The sequence below is a fragment of the Streptococcus sp. SPS1 genome, assembly GCF_030439915.1.
Classification (GTDB): Bacteria; Bacillota; Bacilli; order Lactobacillales; family Streptococcaceae; genus Streptococcus.
Genome location: NZ_JAQFJG010000003.1, coordinates 188,522 through 211,297, shown reverse-complemented (window position 1 = coordinate 211,297; position 22,776 = coordinate 188,522). Strand labels below are relative to the sequence as shown.

Here is a 22,776-nt window from a genome sequence, read left to right as displayed (position 1 = left end):
ATTAGTAAAAATCGTTTAATTAGTTAGTTTATGATTATTGGTCTTTTTCAGTCCAGTGTATCTGCTGTGAGCGTTCTTAAAACTTATCGGTATGATTGGAATATCTTCTATAGGTCTAGTATGAATTATCACAGACATAGATATATTGATATTCCGTCATGGCCTCGTTATTACAGCTATTCTGAGTATAAAGTTGGCGGAGGCTGGAACTATGATCGTTATGAGGTAATAAACTACTACAGCGGAGGCTATTAATCCTTAAAGAGTGATAAAAAGGAGGGCTAGATATGTTGCAGCTTACTCATGTTACCCTAAAAACGAGACAAGTCATCTTACAAGATGTTGATTTTACATTTGAAAAGGGTAGGATTTATGGTATTCTTGCTATCAATGGTTCTGGAAAGACGACCCTGTTCCGCGCCATTAGCAATTTAATTCCTATAAGTAGTGGAAATATCGCAGTCCCTCCTTCTTTATTTTATTATGAGAGTATTGAATGGCTGGATGAAAACTTAAGTGGGATGGACTATCTTTGTCTCATAAAAAATATCTGGAAGTCAGACCTAAACTTGAGGGATGAAATCACCTACTGGGAAATGTCTGACTATATCAGCCTTCCCATCCGCAAGTGTTCCTTAGGCATGAAGCAACGCTTGGTGATTGCCATGTATTTCCTGAGTCAAGCGAAATGCTGGCTCATGGATGAGATTACCAATGGTTTAGACGAGTATTATCGACAGAAGTTTTTTGATAGGTTAGCACAAATCAATAGGCAAGAACAGCTGGTTCTTTTGAGTTCCCACTACAAAGAGGAGTTAGTGGAGATTTGCGATAGCATGGTAACCATTCATCAGGGGCAGATAGAAGAGGTTTAGTTTATGAAAGATGTTAGCCTATTTTTGTTAAAGAAAGTTTTCAAAAGTCGTTTAAACTGGATTATCTTACTTTTATTTGCATCTGTACTCGGTGTTACCTTTTATTTCAATAGTCGGACTGCAAACTCATTCAGCTTGGAGAGCAGGTTGGAAACTCGTATTGCAGCCAACGAGAGAGCTATCAATGAAAATGAAGAGAAGCTCTCCCAAATGTCTGACACCAGCTCGGAGGAATACCAGATTGCTAAAAGTGATTTAGACTTGCAAAAAAATCTTTTGACGCGAAAGACAGAAATTCTGACTTTATTAAAAGAAGGGCGCTGGAAAGAAGCCTACTATTTGCAGTGGCAAGATGAAGAGAATAATTATGAATTTGTATCAAATGACCCGACTTCTAGCTCTGAATTAAAAATGGGGGTTGACCGTGAACGGAAGATTTACCAAGCCCTGTATCCTTTGAACATAAAAGCACATACTTTGGAGTTTCCTACCCACGGGATTGATCAGATTGTCTGGATTTTAGAGGTAATCATCCCAACCTTGTTTGTGGTTGCTATTATTTTTATGCTAACACAACTGTTCGCAGAAAGATATCAAAATCATCTCGATACAGCTCAGTTATATCCTTTTTCAAAAGTGACATTTGCCATGTCCTCTCTTGGAGTTGGAGTGGGCTATGTAACTGTGCTGTTTATCGGAATCTGTGGATTTTCTTTTCTAGCGGGAAGTCTGATAAGTGGTTTTGGACAGTTAGATTATCCCTATCCAATCTATAGCTTAACGAATCAAGAGGTGACTATTGGAAAAATACAAGATGTGTTATTTCCTAGCTTGCTCTTAGCTTTCTTAGCTTTTATCGTCATTGTGGAAGTCGTCTACTTGATTGCTTACTTTTTCAAGCAAAAAATGCCTGTCCTCTTTCTTTCCCTCATTGGGATTGTTGGCTTGTTGTTTGGTATCCAAACCATTCAGCCTCTCCAAGAGATTGCACATCTGATTCCCTTTACTTACTTGCGTTCAGTGGATATTTTGTCTGGAAGATTACCTAAGCTGATTGATAATGTCAATCTGAATTGGAGCATGGGGATGGTCTTACTTCCTTGCCTGATTATCCTTTTGTTAGTGGGGATTCTATTTATCGAAAGATGGGGAAGTTCATGTAAAAAAGAAGTTTTTAAGGCTTAGTTTTCCTATGGGGAAGCTAAAGAAAAACTAATATAGGGAGGGAATCAACTTGATTCTCTCTTTTTGAATCGAAAACCAAGGCAAAATACAAACAGAAACTTTTCAAAAAAATAACTTTTTATCTTGACAAGAACTAGAAAACTTGGTATCATATAAAAGTTGAGAAAAGCAGAAGTGAGAGCTTCTCGCCTTGTGACATTAAGTTGCCTGGCCCTACGGATGAAAAGTTTCTAAGAAACGCTATCATAACGTGCGGGCTTGTATATTTACGAGTCCGCTATTGTTTTTCTCTAATAAAACAAAAGAGGTGAAAACCATAGCAAAGCAAGACTTATTCATCAATGATGAGATTCGTGTACGTGAAGTTCGCTTGATTGGTCTTGAAGGAGAACAGCTAGGCATCAAGCCACTCAGTGAAGCGCAAGCTTTGGCTGATAACGCTAATGTTGACCTAGTATTGATTCAACCCCAAGCCAAACCGCCTGTTGCAAAAATTATGGACTACGGTAAGTTCAAATTTGAGTACCAGAAGAAGCAAAAAGAACAACGTAAAAAACAAAGTGTTGTTACTGTGAAAGAAGTTCGTCTAAGTCCAACGATTGACAAGGGTGACTTTGATACAAAACTTCGCAATGCACGCAAATTCCTTGAAAAAGGAAATAAAGTTAAGGTATCTATTCGCTTTAAGGGTCGTATGATTACCCATAAAGAGATTGGTGCAAAAGTTTTAGCCGAGTTTGCTGAAGCAACTCAAGATATTGCCATCATCGAACAACGTGCTAAAATGGATGGACGTCAAATGTTCATGCAATTGGCGCCAGCGACTGACAAAAAATAATTGTCAGAAAGTTAAATAAAGGAGAAAAAATCATGCCAAAACAAAAAACACACCGCGCATCAGCTAAACGTTTCAAACGTACAGGTTCTGGTGGACTTAAACGTTTCCGTGCTTACACTTCTCACCGTTTCCACGGAAAAACTAAGAAACAACGTCGTCATCTTCGTAAAGCATCTATGGTGCATTCAGGAGATTACAAACGTATCAAAGCAATGCTTACTCGCTTGAAATAATAGCTTGACTGTAAGTAAACAATTCTAGGAAATATTTGGAGGAAATAAAACATGGCACGTGTTAAAGGTGGCGTTGTATCACGCAAACGTCGTAAACGTATTCTTAAATTAGCAAAAGGTTACTATGGAGCTAAACACATCTTGTTCCGTACTGCAAAAGAACAAGTAATGAACTCTTACTACTATGCATACCGTGACCGTCGTCAGAAAAAACGTGACTTCCGCAAATTGTGGATCACTCGTATCAACGCGGCAGCTCGTATGAACGGACTTTCATACTCACAATTGATGCATGGTTTGAAATTGGCTGAGATTGAAGTTAACCGTAAAATGCTTGCTGACTTGGCTGTTAACGATGCAGCAGCTTTCACAGCTCTTGCAGATGCGGCTAAAGCAAAACTTGGTAAATAACAACTGATGAGACTGGAACAGGATTGTCCAGTCTTTTTAAAAATAAAGGAGAAAAATATGGCTTCAAAAATGCTACATACTTGCTTGCGAGTAGAAAATCTTGAAAAATCAATTGCATTCTATCAAGATGCTTTTGGATTTAAAGAATTGCGTCGCAGAGATTTTCCAGACCATGCCTTCACGATTGTCTATCTAGGTCTTGAGGGTGACGACTATGAGTTGGAGTTGACTTATAACTACGATCACGGTCCTTATGTGGTTGGAGATGGGTTTGCCCATATCGCCCTCAGTACACCTGATCTTGAGGAGCTTCATCAAGAGCACAGTGCCAAAGGATATGAAGTGACTGAGCCAAATGGTCTACCAGGAACTGCACCTAACTATTACTTTGTCAAAGACCCTGATGGCTACAAGGTCGAAGTCATTCGTGAAAAATAATCTCGTGAAGTCAAGTAGAATATTCGTTTTCTACTTGACTTTTTTTAGCTGAAAGAGTATACTAGTAAAAATTTAACCTTTAAGGGGAGTCCAGAGAGACTCACAAGGTGTCGGATAAAAGAATAGTACAATTTTCTAGAGGAGACTTTTTGGGTGTGCTCTCTTCTGTTGTACGATTTTAACTGAGGCCTTGCACTAGCAAGGTCTTTTCTTTGTCTGGTCCCCTTAAAATTTAAGGAGGAAAAGTCATGAATCCCACATGTAAGAAACGTTTGGGTGCCATTCGTTTGGAAACCATGAAGGTGGTTGCACAGGAGGAAATCGCGCCAGCAATCTTTGAACTAGTCCTAGAAGGAGAAATGGTTGAAGCTATGCGAGCAGGCCAATTTCTTCATCTGCGTGTACCTGATGATGCTCATCTCTTGCGTCGTCCTATTTCAATTTCGTCTATTGACAAGGCAAACAAGCAGTGTCATCTCATTTATCGGATTGAGGGAGCTGGGACAGCTATTTTTTCAACCTTAAGTCAGGGAGATACTCTTGATGTGATGGGTCCTCAGGGAAATGGTTTTGATTTGTCTGACCTTGATGAGCAGAATCAGGTTCTCCTTGTTGGTGGGGGGATTGGTGTACCGCCCTTGCTTGAGGTGGCCAAGGAATTGCATGCGCGTGGTGTGAAAGTAGTGATAGTTCTCGGTTTTGCTAATAAGGCTGCTGTTATTTTAGAGACGGAATTAGCTCACTATGGTCAGGTCTTTGTAACGACAGATGATGGTTCTTATGGTATCAAGGGAAATGTTTCCGTTGTTATCAAGGATTTAGACAATCAATTTGATGCTGTTTACTCATGTGGGGCGCCTGGAATGATGAAGTATATCAATCAAACCTTTTATGACCACCCAAGAGCCTATCTATCTCTGGAATCTCGTATGGCTTGTGGGATGGGAGCTTGTTATGCCTGCGTCCTAAAAGTGCCAGAAAGCGAGACGGTCAGCCAACGTGTCTGTGAAGATGGCCCTGTTTTCCGCACAGGAACAGTTGTATTATAAGGAGAAAATCATGACTACAAATCGTTTACAAGTTTTTCTACCTGGTTTGGATTTGAAAAATCCGATTATTCCAGCATCAGGCTGTTTTGGTTTTGGACAAGAGTATGCCAAGTACTATGATTTAGACCTTTTAGGTTCTATTATGATCAAGGCGACAACCCTTGAACCACGCTTTGGCAATCCAACTCCAAGAGTGGCAGAAACACCCGCTGGTATGCTTAATGCAATTGGCTTGCAAAATCCGGGTTTGGAAGTTGTTTTGGCTGAAAAGCTACCTTGGTTGGAAAGAGAATATCCAAATCTTCCTATTATTGCTAATGTGGCTGGTTTTTCAAAACAAGAGTATGCAGCTGTTTCTCATGGTATTTCCAAGGCAGCCAATGTAAAGGCTATTGAACTCAATATTTCTTGCCCCAATGTTGACCACTGTAATCACGGACTTTTGATAGGTCAAGACCCAGATTTGGCTTATGATGTGGTGAAAGCAGCTGTGGAAGCCTCCGAAGTGCCAGTTTATGTCAAACTAACCCCTAGTGTGACAGATATTGTCACTGTCGCAAAAGCTGCAGAAGATGCGGGAGCCAGTGGCTTGACCATGATCAATACTCTGGTTGGAATGCGCTTTGACCTCAAAACCAGAAAACCAATTTTGGCCAATGGAACAGGTGGAATGTCTGGTCCAGCAGTCTTTCCAGTAGCCCTCAAACTCATCCGCCAAGTCGCCCAAACAACAGACCTGCCTATCATTGGAATGGGGGGAGTGGATTCGGCAGAAGCAGCCCTAGAAATGTATCTGGCTGGAGCATCTGCTATTGGAGTTGGAACAGCCAACTTTACCAATCCTTATGCCTGCCCTGATATCATCGAAAATCTACCAAAAGTCATGGATAAATACGGCATTAGCAGTTTAGAAAATCTCCGTCAGGAAGTAAAAGAGTCTCTGAAGTAAGCTGCAATCAATCTGTTCTTGATTTTTTATTAGTTTGTAATATAAATTTAAGAGAATTTTGGTACAATAAAATAAATAAGAACAGAGGAAGAAGGTTAATGAAGAAAGTAAGATTTATTTTTTTAGCCCTGCTATTTTTCTTAGCTAGTCCAGAGGGTGTAATGGCCAGTGATGGTATTTGGCAAGGAAAACAATACCTGAAAGCAGACGGTAGTCAAGCAGCGAATGAGTGGGTTTTTGATACTCATTATCAATCTTGGTTTTATATAAAAGAAGATGCTGACTATGCTGAAAATGAATGGCTGAAACAAGGTGACGACTATTATTATCTCAAATCTGGTGGCTATATGGCCAAGTCAGAATGGGTAGAAGACAAGGGAGCCTTCTATTATCTTGACCAAAATGGGAAGATGAAAAGAAATGCTTGGGTAGGAACTTCCTATGTCGGTGCAACAGGTGCCAAAGTAATAGAAGACTGGGTCTATGACTCTCAATACGACGCTTGGTTTTACATCAAAGCAGATGGCCAGCACGCAGAGAAAGAATGGCTCCAAATTAAAGGGAAGGACTATTATTTTAAATCTGGTGGTTATCTACTGACAAGTCAGTGGATTGACCAGGCTTATGTGAATGCCAGTGGTGCCAAAGTACAGCAAGGTTGGCTTTTTGACAAACAATACCAATCTTGGTTTTACATCAAAGAAAATGGAAAACATGCTGACAAAGAATGGATTTTCAAAAATGGTCACTATTATTATCTAAAATCCGGTGGCTATATGGCAGCCAATGAATGGATTTGGAATAAGGAATCTTGGTTTTACCTCAAGTCTGATGGCAAAATGGCTAAAAAAGAATGGGTATACGATTCTAAAAGTCAAGCCTGGTACTACTTCAAATCCGGTGGCTATATGGCAAAAGATGAATGGATTTGGGATAAAGAGTCATGGTTTTACCTCAAGTCTGATGGGAAAATGGCTGAAAAAGAATGGGTCTACGATTCTAAAAGTCAAGCCTGGTATTACTGCAAATCCGGTGGCTACATGGCGAAAAATGAGACAGTAGATGGTTATCAGCTTGGAAGCGACGGTAAATGGCTTGGAGAAAAAGCTACAAACGAAAATGCTGCTTACTATCAAGTAGTTCCTGTCACAGCAAATGTTTATAATGCAGATGGTGAAAAGCTCTCCTATATATCGCAAGGTAGTGTCGTCTGGCTAGATAAGGATAGAAAAAGTGATGACAAGCGCTTGGCTATTACTATTTCTGGTTTGTCAGGCTATATGAAAACAGAAGATTTACAAGCACTAGATGCTAGTAAGGACTTTATCCCTTATTATGAGAGTGATGGCCACCGTTTTTATCACTATGTGGCTCAGAATGCTAGTATCCCAGTAGCTTCTCATCTTTCTGATATGGAAGTAGGCAAGAAATATTATTCGGCAGATGGGCTGCATTTTGATGGTTTTAAGCTTGAGAATCCCTTCCTTTTCAAAGATTTGACAGAGGCTACAAACTATAGTGCTGAAGACTTGGATAAGGTATTTAGTTTGCTAAACATTAACAATAGCCTCTTGGAAAATAAGGGAGCTACCTTTAAGGAAGCCGAAGAACATTACCATATCAATGCCCTTTACCTCCTTGCCCATAGTGCTTTAGAAAGTGACTGGGGACGAAGTAAGATTGCCAAAGATAAGAATAATTTCTTTGGAATTACAGCCTATGATACGACCCCGTACCTTTCTGCCAAGACATTTGATGATGTGGATAAGGGAATTTTAGGTGCAAGCAAGTGGATTAAGGAAAATTATATCGATAGGGGCAGAACTTTCCTTGGAAACAAGGCATCTGGTATGAATGTGGAATATGCCTCAGACCCTTATTGGGGCGAGAAAATTGCTAGTGTGATGATGAAAATCAATGAGAAACTAGGTGGCAAAGATTAGTTCTATAATTGAATATGATTTGAGTAAGTAGTAATACTCTTCGAAAATCTCTTCAAACCGCGTCAGCTTCGCCTTGCCGTACTCAAGTACAGCCTGCGGCTAGATTCCTAGTTTGCTCTTTGATTTTCATTGAGTATAAGTTAAAAATCCTGATTTCAAGTAAAATCAGGATTTTTTCATGGATGCGATTTTTTCTGGATCTGGTGTGACACGGAGGGTCTTTTGCCCTGTGTAAGTGACAAAGCCGGGTTTTCCACCAGTTGGTTTATTGAGTTTCTTGACTTCAATCATATCCACCTGAACCAGATTTGACAGGCGACCTTGAGAGAAGTAGGCGGCCAGCTCTGCTGCGTCTGTCTTGACTTCATCAGATGGGTCAAGATTTCCTGAGATGACAACGTGGCTTCCAGGAATGTCCTTGGCATGGAACCAAAGTTCCTCCTTGCGGGCCATTTTAAAGGTCAATTCCTCATTTTGAAGATTGTTTCGACCGACATAGATGATGGTTTTACCATCACTGGCCAGATACTGTTCTGGTTTTTTGCGTTTCTGGATTTTCTCCCGTTGTCTTCTGCGGATAAAGCCAGTTTGAATCAATTCTTCACGGATTTCAGCGATTTCTTCCAGTCCAGCTTGGTTGAGGACGGTTTCTACACTTTCCAGATAGAGAATGGTTGCCTTGTTTTCCTCAATCAGATCAGTCAAGTATTTGACAGCTTCTTTGAGTTTCTGATACCGTTTAAAATAGCGTTGGGCATTCTGGTTGGGAGTCAAGGCCTTATCAAGAGCAATCGTGATAGGTTGGTTGGTGTAGTAGTTGTCCAGGATAACCTGGTCTTGGTCGTTAGGCACTTGATGGAGGAAGGTTGTTAGCAATTCCCCTTTTTGGCGAAATTCTTCAGCATTGTCTGTCGCCAGTAATTCTTTTTCTTGTTTTTTCAGCTTATGTCGATTTTTCTGCAGTTCATTTTCAACACGGCGAATGAGTTCACTGGCTTGTTGTTTGACGCGGTCGCGCTCAGCCTTGTCCTTATAGTAGGTGTCCAGCAAATCAGAAAGACTGGCAAAAGGCTCTCCCACCTGATTTGCAAAAGGAACTGGACTGAAGGAAGTCTCTGTCAAGCAGGGCTTGGTTTCTTGACTGAAAAAGTTTCGGAAAGTGGAAAGTTTTTTACTAACCAGTATCCTTTCCAATTCATTTGCCGTATCACGTCCCAGACCTTGAAAGAGGCTTTGAAGGTCTTTAGCTGTCGTTTCCTGTGTTTGTAGGATTTCAAAGAGTTTATCGTCCTTGATCGTAAAAGGATTGAGAGATTCCGTACTTGGCGGAGCTATGTAGGTCGATCCAGGAAGCAAGGTACGGTAGCTATTTTGTGAAAAGCCGACGTGTTTGATAACTTCGAGGATTTTATGACTACTTTTATCGACTAGTAGAATATTACTGTGTTTTCCCATGATTTCGATAATCAATGTTGCCTGAATATGGTCTCCAATCTCGTTTTTATTGGAAACTGTCATTTCCACAATACGGTCATTTTCCACTTGCTCGATCGACTCAATCAGGGCACCCTGCAAATATTTTCTCAAAACCATGATAAAGGTAGAGGGTTGGGCTGGATTTTCAAAAGTTGTTTGGGTCAGCTGAATGCGTCCAAAAACTGGATGTGCAGAAAGGAGCAGGCGATGACTTTGGCGATTGCTACGGATTTGCAAGACCAACTCTTGTTCAAAAGGTTGATTGATTTTCTGGATGCGACCGTTCACTAACTCTCTTCGCAATTCCTCAACCATATGGTGTAAAAAAAATCCGTCAAATGACATCGTTCTCTCCTTGTGATTGTATTCCATAGTATTATATCAAAAAGGTAGAATAAAATCATGGAAATGTGGTATAATAAAGCCAAGTAAAGAGAAACGAGAAGCACATGTATATTGAAATGGTAGATGAAACTGGTCAAGTTTCAAAAGAAATGTTGCAACAAACCCAAGAAATTTTGGAATTTGCAGCCCAAAAATTAGGAAAAGAAGACAAGGAGATGGCAGTTACCTTTGTGACTAATGAACGTAGTCATGAACTCAATCTGGAGTACCGTGACACAGATCGTCCGACAGATGTTATTAGCCTTGAGTATAAACCAGAGTTGGAAATTGCCTTTGACGAGGAAGATTTGCTTGAAAATCCGGAATTGGCAGAGATGATGTCTGAGTTTGATGCCTATATTGGGGAATTGTTCATCTCTATTGATAAGGCTCATGAGCAGGCCGAGGAATATGGCCATAGCTTTGAGCGTGAGATGGGCTTCTTGGCAGTACACGGCTTTTTACATATTAACGGCTATGATCACTACACTCCGGAAGAAGAAGCGGAGATGTTCGGTTTACAAGAAGAAATTTTGACAGCCTATGGACTCACAAGACAATAAACGAAAATGGAAAAATCGTGACCTGATATCTAGTTTAGAATTTGCCATCACAGGAATTTTTACTGCCATCAAGGAAGAACGAAATATGCGAAAACATGCCGTGACGGCTCTAGTAGTCATCCTTGCAGGTTTTGTTTTTCAGGTGTCACGAATCGAATGGCTCTTTCTCCTATTGAGCATTTTCTTGGTGGTAGCTTTTGAGATTATCAATTCTGCTATCGAAAATGTGGTGGATTTGGCCAGTCACTATCACTTTTCCATGCTGGCTAAAAATGCCAAGGATATGGCGGCTGGCGCGGTATTAGTGATCTCTCTTTTCGCAGCCTTAACAGGCGCATTGATTTTTCTCCCACGAATCTGGGATTTAATATTTTAAACAGTAAGAGGAAATTATGACTTTTAAATCAGGCTTTGTAGCCATTTTAGGACGTCCCAATGTTGGGAAGTCAACTTTTTTAAATCACGTTATGGGGCAAAAGATTGCCATCATGAGTGACAAGGCGCAGACAACGCGCAACAAAATCATGGGAATTTACACGACTGATAAGGAGCAGATTGTCTTTATCGATACACCAGGGATTCACAAGCCTAAAACTGCCCTTGGAGATTTCATGGTAGAATCTGCCTACAGTACCCTTCGCGAAGTGGATACCGTTCTTTTCATGGTGCCTGCTGATGAAGCGCGTGGCAAAGGGGACGATATGATTATCGAACGCCTCAAGGCTGCCAAGGTTCCTGTGATTTTGGTGGTGAATAAAATCGATAAGGTTCACCCAGACCAGCTTTTGTCTCAGATTGATGATTTTCGTAATCAAATGGACTTTAAGGAAATCGTTCCAATCTCAGCTCTTCAAGGGAATAACGTTTCTCGTCTAGTGGATATTTTGAGTGAAAATCTGGACGAAGGTTTCCAATATTTCCCGTCTGATCAAATCACAGACCATCCAGAACGTTTTTTGGTTTCAGAAATGGTTCGTGAGAAAGTCTTACACCTAACTCGTGAAGAGATTCCTCACTCAGTTGCTGTAGTGGTGGACTCTATGAAACGAGACGAGGATACAGACAAGGTTCATATTCGAGCAACCATCATGGTCGAACGTGATAGCCAAAAAGGGATTGTCATTGGTAAAGGTGGTACCATGCTCAAGAAAATTGGGACTATGGCCCGTCGTGATATCGAACTCATGCTAGGGGACAAGGTTTTCCTAGAAACTTGGGTCAAGGTCAAGAAAAACTGGCGCGATAAAAAGTTAGATTTGGCTGACTTTGGCTATAATGAAAAAGAATACTAAGTAGAGGTGGGCTCATGCCTGCTTCTTGTTTTTACAGAAGGAGGACTTATGCCTGAATTACCTGAGGTTGAAACCGTTCGTCGTGGCTTAGAAAAATTGATTTTGGGAAAGAAGATTTCGAGTGTAGAAATTTGCTATCCCAAGATGATTAAGACAGATTTGGACGAGTTTCAAAAGGAAGTGCCTGATCAGATTGTTGAGTCAATGGGACGTCGTGGAAAATATTTGCTTTTCTGCCTGACAAACAAGGTCTTGATTTCCCATCTACGGATGGAGGGTAAGTATTTTTACTATCCAGACCAAGCACCTGAACGCAAGCATGCCCATGTTTTCTTCCAATTTGAGGATGGTGGCACGCTTGTTTATGAGGATGTTCGCAAGTTTGGTACTATGGAACTCTTGGCTCCTGACCTTTTAGACGCCTACTTTATTTCTAAAAAATTAGGTCCTGAACCAAGCGAACAAGACTTTGATTTACAGGTCTTTCAATCTGCCCTATCCAAGTCTAAAAAGCCTATCAAATCCCATCTTTTGGACCAGACTTTGGTAGCTGGACTTGGCAATATCTATGTGGATGAGGTTCTCTGGCGAGCTCAGGTTCATCCGGCTAGACCTTCCCAGACTTTGACAGCAGCAGAAGTGACTGCCATTCATGACCAGACCATTGCTGTATTGGGACAGGCTGTTGAAAAAGGTGGTTCCACCATTCGGACCTATACCAATGCCTTTGGGGAAGATGGAACTATGCAGGATTTTCATCAAGTCTATGACAAGGCTGGTCAAGAATGTTCATGTTGTGGTACCATCATTGAGAAAATCCAACTAGGTGGACGTGGAACCCACTTTTGTCCTCATTGCCAAAGGAGGAATTGATGGGAAAAATCATTGGAATCACTGGAGGAATTGCCTCTGGTAAGTCAACCGTGACAAATTTTCTAAGAAAGCAAGGTTTTCAAGCGGTTGATGCCGACGCAGTCGTCCACCAACTACAGAAACCTGGTGGTCGTTTGTTTCAGGCTCTAGTCCAGCATTTTGGGCAAGAAATCATCCTTGAAAACGGAGAACTTAATCGCCCTATCCTAGCTAGTCTTATCTTTTCAAATCCTGAAGAACGAGAATGGTCTAAGCAAATCCAAGGAAAGATTATCCGTAAGGAACTAGCTACATTAAGAGACCAATTGGCTCAGACAGAAGAGATTTTCTTCATGGATATTCCCCTACTTTTTGAGCAGGACTACGTCTCTTGGTTTGATGAGACTTGGTTGGTCTATGTGGACCGAGATGTCCAAGTAGAACGCTTAATGAAAAGGGACCAGTTGTCCAAAGATGAAGCTGAATCTCGTCTGGCAGCCCAGTGGCCTTTAGAGAAAAAGAAAGATTTGGCCAGCCATGTTTTAAACAACAATGGGAATCAGGACCAGCTTCTTACTCAGGTGTTCTCCCTTCTTGAGGGAGGTAAGCAAGATGACAGAGATTAACTGGAAGGATAATCTGCGCATTGCCTGGTTTGGTAATTTTCTGACAGGAGCCAGTATTTCCTTAGTTGTGCCTTTTATGCCCATCTTTGTGGAAAGTTTGGGTGTAGGGGGAGAGCAAGTTGCTTTTTTTGCAGGTTTAGCTATTTCTGTCTCTGCTATTTCCGCGGCGCTCTTTTCTCCTATCTGGGGTATCCTTGCTGACAAATACGGTCGAAAACCCATGATGATTCGGGCTGGGCTTGCCATGACTATCACTATGGGAGGCTTGGCCTTTGTGCCAAATATTTATTGGTTAATCTTTCTTCGTTTATTAAACGGTGTATTTGCAGGATTTGTTCCTAATGCAACTGCCTTGATAGCCAGTCAGGTTCCCAAGGAAAAATCAGGCTCTGCCTTAGGTACTTTGTCTACAGGCGTAGTTGCAGGTACTCTAACTGGTCCCTTTATCGGGGGATTTATTGCAGAATTATTTGGCATTCGTACTGTTTTCTTACTAGTTGGTAGTTTTCTATTCTTAGCTGCTGTTTTAACTATTTGCTTTATTAAGGAAGATTTTCAACCAGTAGCCAAGGAAAAGGCCATTCCAACAAAGGAATTATTTACATCAGTTAAATATCCCTATCTCTTGGTCAACCTCTTTCTAACCAGTTTTGTCATCCAATTTTCAGCCCAATCGATTGGCCCTATTTTAGCACTTTATGTGCGCGACTTAGGTCAGACGGAAAATCTTCTCTTTGTGTCTGGTTTGATTGTATCCAGTATGGGCTTTTCCAGTATGATGAGTGCAGGAGTTATGGGCAAGCTAGGTGACAAGGTGGGCAACCATCGCCTCTTGGTTGTAGCCCAGTTTTATTCAGTCATCATCTATCTCCTCTGTGCCAATGCCTCTAGCCCCCTTCAACTAGGACTCTATCGTTTCCTCTTTGGATTGGGAACCGGTGCCTTGATTCCCGGAGTTAATGCTCTTCTCAGCAAGATGACGCCCAAAGCTGGTATTTCGAGGGTCTTTGCCTTCAATCAGGTATTCTTTTATCTGGGAGGTGTCGTTGGTCCCATGGCAGGTTCTGCAGTAGCAGGTCAATTTGGCTACCATGCTGTCTTTTATGCGACAAGCCTTTGTGTTGCCTTTAGTTGCCTCTTTAACCTGCTTCAATTTCGAACATTATTAAAAGTAAAGGAAATCTAGTGCGAGTAAAAATTAATCTCAAATGCTCCTCTTGTGGCAGTATCAATTACCTAACCAGTAAAAATTCAAAAACCCATCCAGACAAGATTGAGGTTTTAAAGTATTGTCCCAAGGAAAGAAAAGTAACCCTACATCTTGAATCTAAGTAGATTTTATGGTAAAATAATAGGGATTTTAAGGAGTTTGATATGTATAACCTATTATTAACCATTTTATTAGTATTATCTGTTGTGATTGTGATTGCGATTTTCATGCAACCAACCAAAAACCAATCCAGCAATGTATTTGATGCCAGCTCAGGTGATTTGTTTGAACGCAGTAAAGCACGCGGTTTTGAAGCTGTAATGCAGCGTTTGACAGGGATTTTAGTCTTTTTCTGGCTAGCCATTGCCTTAGCATTGACGGTATTATCAAGTAGATAAGAAAATAATGGGCAGGACTAGGTCTTTGCCTCTTTTTATTTTTAAAAGATATTTGAGAAGGTTTTACAGTAAAAGAAAATAAAAAAATCTAGAAAGAAAATATGAAAGATAGAATAAAAGAATATTTACAAGACAAGGGAAAGGTGACTGTCAATGATTTGGCTCAGGCTTTGGAAAAAGACGGTTCCAAGGATTTTCGTGAGTTGATTAAAACCTTGTCCTTAATGGAAAGAAAGCACCAGATACGCTTTGAAGAAGACGGTAGTCTGACATTAGAAATTAAGAAAAAACATGAGATTACCCTCAAGGGGATTTTTCATGCCCATAAAAATGGCTTTGGTTTTGTCAGCCTAGAAGGCGAGGAGGACGACCTTTTTGTAGGAAAAAACGATGTCAACTATGCTATTGATGGTGATACCGTTGAGGTCGTGATTAAGAAAGTCGCTGACCGAAATAAAGGAACAGCAGCCGAAGCCAAAATTATTGATATATTAGAACACAGCTTGACAACAGTTGTCGGCCAAATCGTTCTAGATCAGGAAAAACCTAAGTATGCTGGTTACATCCGTTCAAAAAATCAGAAAATCAACCAACCGATTTACGTTAAGAAACCAGCTCTAAAACTAGAGGGAACAGAAGTTCTTAAGGTTTTTATCGACAAATACCCAAGTAAGAAACATGATTTCTTTGTCGCGAGTGTACTAGATGTGGTTGGGCATTCAACGGATGTCGGAATTGATGTTCTTGAGGTTTTGGAATCTATGGACATTGTCTCAGAATTTCCAGAGGCTGTTGTTAAGGAAGCAGAAAGTGTGCCTGATGCTCCATCTCAAAAGGATATGGAGGGCCGTCTGGACTTGAGAGATGAGGTTACCTTTACCATTGACGGTGCTGACGCCAAAGACTTGGATGATGCGGTGCATATCAAGGCTTTAAAAAATGGGAATTTGGAGCTTGGAGTTCACATCGCAGACGTTTCCTACTATGTGACCGAGGGCTCTGCCCTTGATAAGGAAGCCCTTAACCGCGCAACTTCTGTCTATGTGACTGACCGTGTGGTTCCAATGCTTCCAGAACGACTATCAAATGGCATCTGCTCTCTCAATCCTCAAGTTGACCGCCTAACCCAGTCTGCCATTATGGAGATTGATAAACATGGTCGTGTGGTCAACTATTCCATTACACAAACAGTTATCAAGACTAGCTTCCGTATGACCTACAGTGATGTCAATGATATCCTAGCTGGAGACAAGGAAAAGAGACAAGAATATCAGAAAATTGTTCTAAGTATTGAACTTATGGCTAAGCTCCATGAAACTCTAGAAAACATGCGTGTGAAACGTGGAGCCCTCAATTTTGATACCAATGAAGCTAAGATTTTAGTGGATAAGCAAGGCAAACCCGTTGATATCGTTCTTCGTCAGCGTGGTGTTGCCGAGCGCATGATTGAGTCCTTCATGTTGATGGCCAACGAAACAGTGGCTGAGCATTTTAGCAAGCTGGATTTGCCTTTTATCTATCGAATTCACGAGGAGCCTAAAGCTGAAAAGGTTCAGAAGTTTATTGATTATGCTTCGAGTTTTGGTTTGTGCATTTATGGGACTGCCAGTGAGATTAGCCAGGAGGCACTTCAAGACATCATGCGTGCTGTTGAGGGAGAACCTTATGCAGATGTATTGTCCATGATGCTTCTTCGCTCTATGCAGCAGGCTCGCTATTCGGAGCACAATCACGGCCACTATGGACTAGCGGCTGATTATTACACTCACTTTACCAGCCCGATTCGTCGTTATCCAGACCTTCTTGTTCACCGTATGATTCGGGATTACGGCCGTTCTAAGGAAATAGCAGAGCATTTTGAGCAAGTGATCCCAGAGATTGCGACCCAGTCCTCAAACCGTGAACGCCGTGCCATCGAGGCTGAGCGTGAAGTCGAAGCCATGAAAAAGGCTGAGTATATGGAAGAATACGTGGGCGAAGAGTACGATGCGGTTGTGTCTAGCATCGTTAAATTCGGTCTCTTTGTCGAATTGCCAAATACGGTTGAAGGCTTGATTCACATCACCAATTTGCCTGAGTTCTACCATTTCAACGAACGTGATTTGACTCTTCGTGGGGAGAAATCAGGAACAACCTTCCGTGTAGGTCAGCAAATCCGTATCCGAGTTGAAAGAGCGGATAAAATGACTGGAGAGATTGATTTTTCATTCGTACCTAGTGAGTTTGATGTCATTGAAAAAGGCTTAAAACAGTCTAACTGCAGTGACAGAGGGCGTGGTTCAAGTCGTCGTTCAGCTAAGAAGGAAGATAAGAGAAAATCAGGACGCTCAAATGATAAGCGCAAGCATTTACAAAAAGACAAGAAGAAAAAGGGCAAGAAACCTTTTTACAAGGAAGTAGCTAAGAAAGGAGCCAAGCATGGCAAAGGGCGAGGGAAAGGTCGTCGCACAAAATAAAAAGGCGCGCCACGACTATACTATCGTAGATACGTTAGAGGCAGGGATGGTCCTGACTGGAACTGAAATCAAGAGTGTACGAGCAGCTCGAATCAATCTCAAGGATGGCTTTGCCCAAGTAAAAAATGGAGAAGTCTGGTTGAGCAATGTTCATATCGCTCCTTACGAAGAGGGCAATATCTGGAACCAGGAACCAGAACGTCGTCGTAAACTCCTGCTCCATAAGAAACAAATCCAAAAATTAGAACAAGAGACTAAAGGAACAGGAATGACACTGGTTCCTCTTAAAGTCTATATCAAAGATGGCTATGCCAAGCTCCTTTTAGGCCTAGCTAAAGGGAAGCATGACTACGACAAACGAGAGTCAATCAAGCGACGGGAACAAAACCGTGACATCGCGCGTGTTATGAAAGCTGTTAATCAGCGATAAAAAGAGGAATGAAGATGGAAAAACTAGTTGCCTATAAACGTATGCCTTTGTGGACTAAAGAAACCATGCCAGAGGCTGTTCAGCAGAAACACAATACCAAGGTTGGGACTTGGGGCAAGATTACTGTTTTAAAAGGAACTCTCAAGTTTATTGAATTGACAGAGGATGGTGAGGTTCTAGCTGAACATCTCTTTGAAGCAGGGGCTGACAATCCAATGGCACAACCACAAGCTTGGCACCGAGTGGAGGCTGTAACAGACGATGTAGAATGGTATTTGGAATTTTATTGTAAACCTGAGGATTATTTCCCTAAAAAATACAATACCAATCCGGTTCATTCAGAGGTCCTAGAGGCTATGCAGACAGTAAAACCAGGGAAAGCCTTGGATTTGGGCTGTGGTCAAGGTCGTAATGCACTCTTTCTAGCCCAGCAAGGTTTTGATGTGACAGCTGTCGATCAAAATGAACTGGCCCTTGAAATTTTGCAAAGTATTGTTGAGCAGGAAGATTTGGACATGCCTGTTGGTCTTTACGATATCAATTCAGCTAGCATTGAACAAGAATATGATTTTATCGTATCAACTGTTGTTCTCATGTTTCTACAAGCAGACCGCATTCCTGAAATTATCAAAAATATGCAGGAGAAAACCACTGTTGGTGGCTATAATCTTATCGTCTGTGCCATGGACACGGAGGATTATCCTTGCTCAGTGAACTTTCCATTCACATTGAAAGAAGGGGAATTGGCTGAATACTACAAGGATTGGGAATTGATCAAGTACAATGAGAATCCAGGCCATTTGCACCGTCGTGACGAAAATGGCAATCGCATTCAACTACGCTTTGCGACCATGCTAGCTAAGAAAATCAAGTAAACATACATGAAGATTAGGAGAATTTCCTGATCTTTTTTCTTTTTTACGAATAGATAAGATAGAAGAATTGACAAAAATACGCATTATAAGTATAATTTTAGATAGAAAGGTGACCATAAATGCCAATCACAGGTAAGGAAATGGTAAAATTAGCTCTTGCAAATGGATGGATTGAAGTTCGTAAGAGAGGAAGTCATCATCATTTTAAGAAAGAAGGGGTTCCCTATCTTGTCACTATTCCAGTTCACGGTAATGAGGATCTAGGAAAAGGTTTAGAGAGAAAAATATTAAAAGATTTGGGATTATAGTTGATTTGGAAATTGTGGAGGTGTATTATGCTAAAATCTTATCCTGCTATTTTTCATAAAGAAGGTACTGGATACTGGATTGAATTTCCGGAGTTTGGAGGCGGCACTGAAGGAGCAACGATTGAACTTGCAATGAAAAATGCTCGGGAAATGCTTGAGAGTGTTTTAGCTTCTTATATTGATGAAGGACTGGCTCTACCTACTCCTAGTGACATTTCTATGTTGAAAGCTTCTGATGGATTTGTGACTTTGATTCAGGTCAATCCCTTGCCTTTCGTGAAGAATAATAAAGCGATTCGAAAAAATGTTACAGTTCCAGAGTGGCTAGTCAGACTTGCAGATCGTGAGAAAGTGAACTATTCTGAAGTGTTGACACAAGCTCTTGAAAGTCGCTTGCAACTCTAAAATTATAGAGTGATGAAGATTAGGAAATTTCCTGATCTTTTTTCTTTTTTACGAATAATATAGAAAAGGAGGGAAATCATGTTTGTTGCGAGAGATGCTAGGGGAGAATTGGTAAATGTGTTAGAGGATAAGCTTGAGAAGCAAGCATACACCTGCCCAGCTTGTGGAGGTCAGCTCCGTTTGCGGCAAGGAGCAAGTGTACGGACCCATTTTGCCCATAAATCCCTAAAAGACTGTGATTATTCCTCTGAAAATGAAAGTCCAGAACATCTCACTAATAAGGAATACCTTTATCACTGGTTGAAAAGAGATTCAGAGGTGCAATTAGAATACCCTCTTCCAGAGCTTAAACAGATTGCAGATGTATTTGTAAATGGCAATCTAGCTTTAGAAGTTCAGTGTAGTCCCTTGCCTCAAAAAATTCTTAAAGAGCGTAGTGAGGGCTATCGTAGTCAGGGTTACCAAGTACTGTGGTTGCTGGGTCAAAAACTGTGGCTCAAGGAGCGGTTGACTCGTCTGCAAGAAGGTTTTCTCTATTTCAGTCAAAACATGGGCTTTTATGTTTGGGAATTGGACGGGGAAAAACAGACTTTAAGACTCAAATACCTGATTCACCAGGATCTTCGAGGCAAACTCCACTATCAAATCAAGGAATTTTCCTATGGTCAAGATAGTCTACTGGAGATATTACGTTTTCCCTATAAGAAACAAAAAATATCTAGTTTTAGTGTTTCTCAGGACAAGGACATCTGTCGCTATATTCAGCAACAACTCTATTATCAAAATCCCATTTGGATGAAAGAACAAGCAGAAGCCTATCAAAAGGGAGAAAATCTCTTGATTTATGGCTTAAAAGAATGGTATCCACAAATTCGACCACTAGTAGGTGATTTTTGCCAAATTGAGAAGGACTTGACCAGCTATTATCAGTATTTTCAAACCTATTACCAAAAAAATCCTCAAAATGATTGGCAAAAGCTTTATCCACCAGCCTTTTATCAGCAATATTTCTTGAAAAATATGGTAGAATAGAAAGGATGGAGGAATCTAATGGTATTACAAAGAAATGAAATAAATGAAAAAGATACATGGGATCTATCAACGATCTACCCAACTGACCAGGCTTGGGAAGAAGCCTTAAAAGATTTAACAGAACAATTGGAGACAGTAGCTCAGTATGAAGGCCATCTCCTAGATAGTGCGGATAGCCTTCTAGAAATCACTGAATTTTCTCTTGAAATGGAACGCCAGATGGAGAAGCTTTACGTTTATGCTCATATGAAAAATGACCAGGATACACGTGAAGCCAAGTACCAAGAGTACTATGCCAAGGCCATGACTCTCTATAGCCAGCTAGACCAAGCCTTTTCATTCTATGAGCCTGAATTTATGGAGATTAGCGAAAAGCAGTATGCTGACTTTTTAGAAGCTCAGCTAAAATTGCAGGTTTATCAACACTATTTTGACAAACTTTTGCAAGGCAAGGAACACGTTCTATCACAAAGAGAAGAAGAATTATTAGCTGGAGCTAGTGAAATCTTTGGTTCGGCAAGTGAAACTTTCGCTATTTTAGATAATGCAGATATCGTCTTTCCATTTGTTAAAGATGAAGATGGTAACGAAGTACAATTATCACATGGCGTTTATATGCGTTTGATGGAGTCTAAAAATCGTGAAGTTCGCCGAGATGCTTATCAGGCCCTTTATGCAACTTACGAGCAATTCCAACATACTTATGCTAAAACCTTGCAAACAAATGTTAAGGTTCAAAACTATCGTGCAAAAGTTCGCAACTACAAGAGTGCTCGTCATGCAGCTCTCGCAGCAAATTTTGTTCCAGAAAGTGTTTATGACAATTTGGTAGCAGCAGTTCGCAAGCATTTGCCCCTCTTGCATCGTTACCTTGAGCTTCGTTCAAAGATTTTGGGGATTTCAGACCTCAAGATGTACGATGTCTATACACCGCTTTCGTCAGTAGATTATAGTTTCACCTACCAAGAAGCCTTGAAAAAGGCAGAAGATGCCTTGGCAGTCTTGGGTGAAGATTACTTGAGCCGTGTTAAACGTGCTTTCAGTGAGCGTTGGATTGACGTTTACGAAAACCAAGGTAAGCGTTCAGGTGCCTACTCTGGCGGTTCTTACGATACCAATGCCTTTATGCTCCTTAACTGGCAGGACAATCTAGACAATCTCTTTACTCTAGTTCATGAAACAGGTCACAGTATGCATTCTAGCTATACTCGTGAAACGCAACCTTATGTTTACGGAGATTACTCTATCTTCTTGGCTGAAATTGCCTCAACGACCAATGAAAATATCTTGACGGAGAAATTATTGGAAGAAGTGGAAGACGACGCAACACGCTTTGCTATTCTCAATAACTTCCTAGACGGTTTCCGTGGAACAGTTTTCCGCCAAACTCAATTTGCTGAGTTTGAACACGCCATTCACCAAGCGGATCAAAATGGAGAAGTCTTGACAAGCGATTTCTTAAATAAACTCTACGCAGACTTGAACCAAGAGTATTATGGTTTGAGTAAGGAAGACAATCCTGAAATCCAATACGAGTGGGCCCGCATTCCACACTTCTACTATAACTACTATGTATATCAATATTCAACTGGTTTTGCAGCAGCTTCAGCCCTGGCTGAAAAGATTGTCCATGGTAGTCAAGAAGACCGTGACCGCTATATCGACTACCTCAAGGCAGGTAAATCTGACTATCCACTTAATGTCATGAGAAAAGCTGGTGTTGATATGGAGAAGGAAGATTATCTCAACGATGCCTTTGCAGTCTTTGAACGTCGTTTGAATGAGTTTGAAGTCCTTGTTGAAAAATTGGGATTGGCATAAGATGGTTGAATCGTATAGTAAGAATGCCAACCATAACATGCGTCGTCCTGTTGTCAAAGAAGAAATTGTGGACTTGATGCGCCAGCGTCAAAAGCAAGTCACAGGTTCCCTGAAAGAATTGGAAGACTTTGCTCGCAAGGAAAATATTCCCATCATTCCCCATGAAACGGTTGCTTATTTCCGTTTTCTCATGGAAACCATGCAGCCTAAAAACATTCTGGAAATTGGGACGGCTATCGGTTTTTCAGCCCTTTTGATGGCAGAACATGCGCAAAATGCTAAGATTACAACCATTGACCGCAATCCAGAAATGATTGGTTTTGCCAAGAAAAATTTTGCTCAGTTTGACAGTAGTAAGCAAATCACACTTTTAGAAGGAGATGCGGTAGATGTCTTGTCAACGCTGACAGAGTCCTATGATTTCGTCTTTATGGATTCTGCCAAGTCTAAATATATCGTCTTTCTGCCAGAAATCCTCAAACATTTGGAAGTTGGAGGTGTGGTTGTTTTGGATGATATTTTCCAAGGTGGAGATGTTGCCAAGGATATTATGGAAGTCCGTCGTGGCCAGCGAACTATTTATCGAGGCCTTCAAAGACTATTTGATGCAACCTTAGACAATCCAGGACTTACCGCAACACTAGTACCTCTGGGAGACGGCATTCTCATGCTTCGTAAAAATGTAGCAGATGTTCAATTGCCTGACAGCGAATGATTTTCAGAAAAA

General features: G+C 41.0%; 27 protein-coding genes and 1 other annotated feature. Of the genes, 26 read left to right on the top strand and 1 reads right to left on the bottom strand.

All coding sequences use genetic code 11. From position 1 onward, the window contains the following. Nucleotides 1–30: 30 nt before the first annotated feature. The 10 genes from PCY12_RS04200 (at nt 31) to PCY12_RS04155 (ending at nt 7,921) form a co-directional block, all read left to right on the top strand. Complete coding sequence (locus PCY12_RS04200; protein WP_301351704.1) at nt 31–255, top strand: hypothetical protein; 225 nt, start codon at nt 31–33, stop codon at nt 253–255. 32 nt (nt 256–287) lie between these two features. Beyond that, a complete protein-coding gene (locus PCY12_RS04195) occupies nt 288–875 on the top strand; it encodes an ABC transporter ATP-binding protein (protein ID WP_112443609.1) in 588 nt (195 codons plus the stop codon). A 3-nt stretch (nt 876–878) separates the two neighbouring features. After that, nucleotides 879–2,060, top strand: coding sequence for a hypothetical protein (locus PCY12_RS04190; RefSeq protein ID WP_301351703.1), 1,182 nt, complete (start codon nt 879–881; stop codon nt 2,058–2,060). Nucleotides 2,061–2,220: 160 nt separating this feature from the next. Continuing rightward, nucleotides 2,221–2,352 (top strand) — a sequence feature (ribosomal protein L20 leader region). Nucleotides 2,353–2,367: 15 nt separating this feature from the next. Next, nucleotides 2,368–2,898: a translation initiation factor IF-3 gene (infC, locus tag PCY12_RS04185; RefSeq protein WP_000848180.1), complete on the top strand. Its 531-nt coding sequence runs from the start codon at nt 2,368–2,370 to the stop codon at nt 2,896–2,898. Between the two features lie 32 nt (nt 2,899–2,930). Then, entirely contained in the window at nt 2,931–3,131 is a 201-nt protein-coding gene (rpmI, locus tag PCY12_RS04180; protein WP_001125943.1) for a 50S ribosomal protein L35, read from the top strand. 51 nt (nt 3,132–3,182) lie between these two features. After that, nucleotides 3,183–3,542, top strand: coding sequence for a 50S ribosomal protein L20 (gene rplT / locus PCY12_RS04175; RefSeq protein WP_000124834.1), 360 nt, complete (start codon nt 3,183–3,185; stop codon nt 3,540–3,542). Nucleotides 3,543–3,599: 57 nt separating this feature from the next. Further along, the gene (locus tag PCY12_RS04170) at nt 3,600–3,980 is read left to right on the top strand and encodes a VOC family protein (protein WP_301351702.1); all 381 of its coding nucleotides are present in this window, start codon (nt 3,600–3,602) and stop codon (nt 3,978–3,980) included. Between the two features lie 248 nt (nt 3,981–4,228). Beyond that, the gene (locus tag PCY12_RS04165; protein WP_301351700.1) at nt 4,229–5,029 is read left to right on the top strand and encodes a dihydroorotate dehydrogenase electron transfer subunit; all 801 of its coding nucleotides are present in this window, start codon (nt 4,229–4,231) and stop codon (nt 5,027–5,029) included. Next, the gene (locus tag PCY12_RS04160; RefSeq protein ID WP_301351698.1) at nt 4,992–5,978 is read left to right on the top strand and encodes a dihydroorotate dehydrogenase; all 987 of its coding nucleotides are present in this window, start codon (nt 4,992–4,994) and stop codon (nt 5,976–5,978) included. Before PCY12_RS04165 ends, PCY12_RS04160 begins: the two co-directional genes overlap by 38 nt. Before the next feature lie 41 nt (nt 5,979–6,019). Continuing rightward, the gene (locus PCY12_RS04155) at nt 6,020–7,921 is read left to right on the top strand and encodes a glucosaminidase domain-containing protein (RefSeq protein ID WP_301351722.1); all 1,902 of its coding nucleotides are present in this window, start codon (nt 6,020–6,022) and stop codon (nt 7,919–7,921) included. Between the two features lie 165 nt (nt 7,922–8,086). Here PCY12_RS04155 and pavA read toward each other — a convergent pair whose 3' ends face one another. Then, entirely contained in the window at nt 8,087–9,742 is a 1,656-nt protein-coding gene (gene pavA / locus PCY12_RS04150; RefSeq protein WP_301351697.1) for an Rqc2 family fibronectin-binding protein PavA, read from the bottom strand. Between the two features lie 104 nt (nt 9,743–9,846). Between pavA and ybeY the strand changes: the two genes are divergently transcribed. The 16 genes from ybeY (at nt 9,847) to PCY12_RS04070 (ending at nt 22,764) form a co-directional block, all read left to right on the top strand. Next, nucleotides 9,847–10,344: an rRNA maturation RNase YbeY gene (gene ybeY / locus PCY12_RS04145; protein ID WP_000275156.1), complete on the top strand. Its 498-nt coding sequence runs from the start codon at nt 9,847–9,849 to the stop codon at nt 10,342–10,344. Then, on the top strand, nt 10,325–10,720 hold the full coding sequence (locus PCY12_RS04140; protein ID WP_261014219.1) for a diacylglycerol kinase family protein: 396 nt from the start codon (nt 10,325–10,327) through the stop codon (nt 10,718–10,720). Before ybeY ends, PCY12_RS04140 begins: the two co-directional genes overlap by 20 nt. A gap of 16 nt (nt 10,721–10,736) precedes the next feature. Further along, on the top strand, nt 10,737–11,636 hold the full coding sequence (era, locus tag PCY12_RS04135) for a GTPase Era (RefSeq protein WP_301351695.1): 900 nt from the start codon (nt 10,737–10,739) through the stop codon (nt 11,634–11,636). A gap of 48 nt (nt 11,637–11,684) precedes the next feature. Continuing rightward, nucleotides 11,685–12,509 (top strand): DNA-formamidopyrimidine glycosylase, encoded by an 825-nt coding sequence (gene mutM, locus PCY12_RS04130; protein ID WP_301351692.1) that lies wholly within the window; start codon nt 11,685–11,687, stop codon nt 12,507–12,509. Next, nucleotides 12,509–13,114: a dephospho-CoA kinase gene (coaE, locus tag PCY12_RS04125; RefSeq protein WP_000516177.1), complete on the top strand. Its 606-nt coding sequence runs from the start codon at nt 12,509–12,511 to the stop codon at nt 13,112–13,114. The genes mutM and coaE overlap by 1 nt, the downstream gene beginning before the upstream one ends. Further along, the gene (locus tag PCY12_RS04120) at nt 13,101–14,300 is read left to right on the top strand and encodes a multidrug efflux MFS transporter (protein WP_301351690.1); all 1,200 of its coding nucleotides are present in this window, start codon (nt 13,101–13,103) and stop codon (nt 14,298–14,300) included. Before coaE ends, PCY12_RS04120 begins: the two co-directional genes overlap by 14 nt. Next, nucleotides 14,300–14,449, top strand: a complete 150-nt coding sequence (gene rpmG, locus PCY12_RS04115; protein ID WP_001809104.1) for a 50S ribosomal protein L33 — start codon at nt 14,300–14,302, stop codon at nt 14,447–14,449. The genes PCY12_RS04120 and rpmG overlap by 1 nt, the downstream gene beginning before the upstream one ends. Before the next feature lie 39 nt (nt 14,450–14,488). After that, on the top strand, nt 14,489–14,722 hold the full coding sequence (gene secG / locus PCY12_RS04110; protein WP_000282517.1) for a preprotein translocase subunit SecG: 234 nt from the start codon (nt 14,489–14,491) through the stop codon (nt 14,720–14,722). 101 nt (nt 14,723–14,823) lie between these two features. Further along, nucleotides 14,824–17,178 carry a ribonuclease R gene (gene rnr / locus PCY12_RS04105; protein ID WP_301351688.1) on the top strand — a complete coding sequence of 785 codons (2,355 nt, stop codon included), beginning with the start codon at nt 14,824–14,826 and terminating at the stop codon, nt 17,176–17,178. Beyond that, nucleotides 17,141–17,608 (top strand): SsrA-binding protein SmpB, encoded by a 468-nt coding sequence (smpB, locus tag PCY12_RS04100; RefSeq protein ID WP_001051750.1) that lies wholly within the window; start codon nt 17,141–17,143, stop codon nt 17,606–17,608. The genes rnr and smpB overlap by 38 nt, the downstream gene beginning before the upstream one ends. A gap of 14 nt (nt 17,609–17,622) precedes the next feature. Beyond that, on the top strand, nt 17,623–18,483 hold the full coding sequence (tehB, locus tag PCY12_RS04095) for an SAM-dependent methyltransferase TehB (protein ID WP_301351674.1): 861 nt from the start codon (nt 17,623–17,625) through the stop codon (nt 18,481–18,483). A gap of 119 nt (nt 18,484–18,602) precedes the next feature. Then, entirely contained in the window at nt 18,603–18,791 is a 189-nt protein-coding gene (locus PCY12_RS04090) for a type II toxin-antitoxin system HicA family toxin (RefSeq protein WP_049491803.1), read from the top strand. 27 nt (nt 18,792–18,818) lie between these two features. Continuing rightward, entirely contained in the window at nt 18,819–19,196 is a 378-nt protein-coding gene (locus PCY12_RS04085; RefSeq protein WP_173253996.1) for a type II toxin-antitoxin system HicB family antitoxin, read from the top strand. Between the two features lie 78 nt (nt 19,197–19,274). Continuing rightward, nucleotides 19,275–20,228, top strand: a complete 954-nt coding sequence (locus PCY12_RS04080; RefSeq protein ID WP_301351672.1) for a competence protein CoiA family protein — start codon at nt 19,275–19,277, stop codon at nt 20,226–20,228. An 18-nt stretch (nt 20,229–20,246) separates the two neighbouring features. After that, nucleotides 20,247–22,049, top strand: a complete 1,803-nt coding sequence (gene pepF / locus PCY12_RS04075) for an oligoendopeptidase F (protein ID WP_301351670.1) — start codon at nt 20,247–20,249, stop codon at nt 22,047–22,049. Between the two features lies 1 nt (nt 22,050). Next, entirely contained in the window at nt 22,051–22,764 is a 714-nt protein-coding gene (locus PCY12_RS04070) for an O-methyltransferase (RefSeq protein WP_301351720.1), read from the top strand. Nucleotides 22,765–22,776 lie beyond the last annotated feature (12 nt).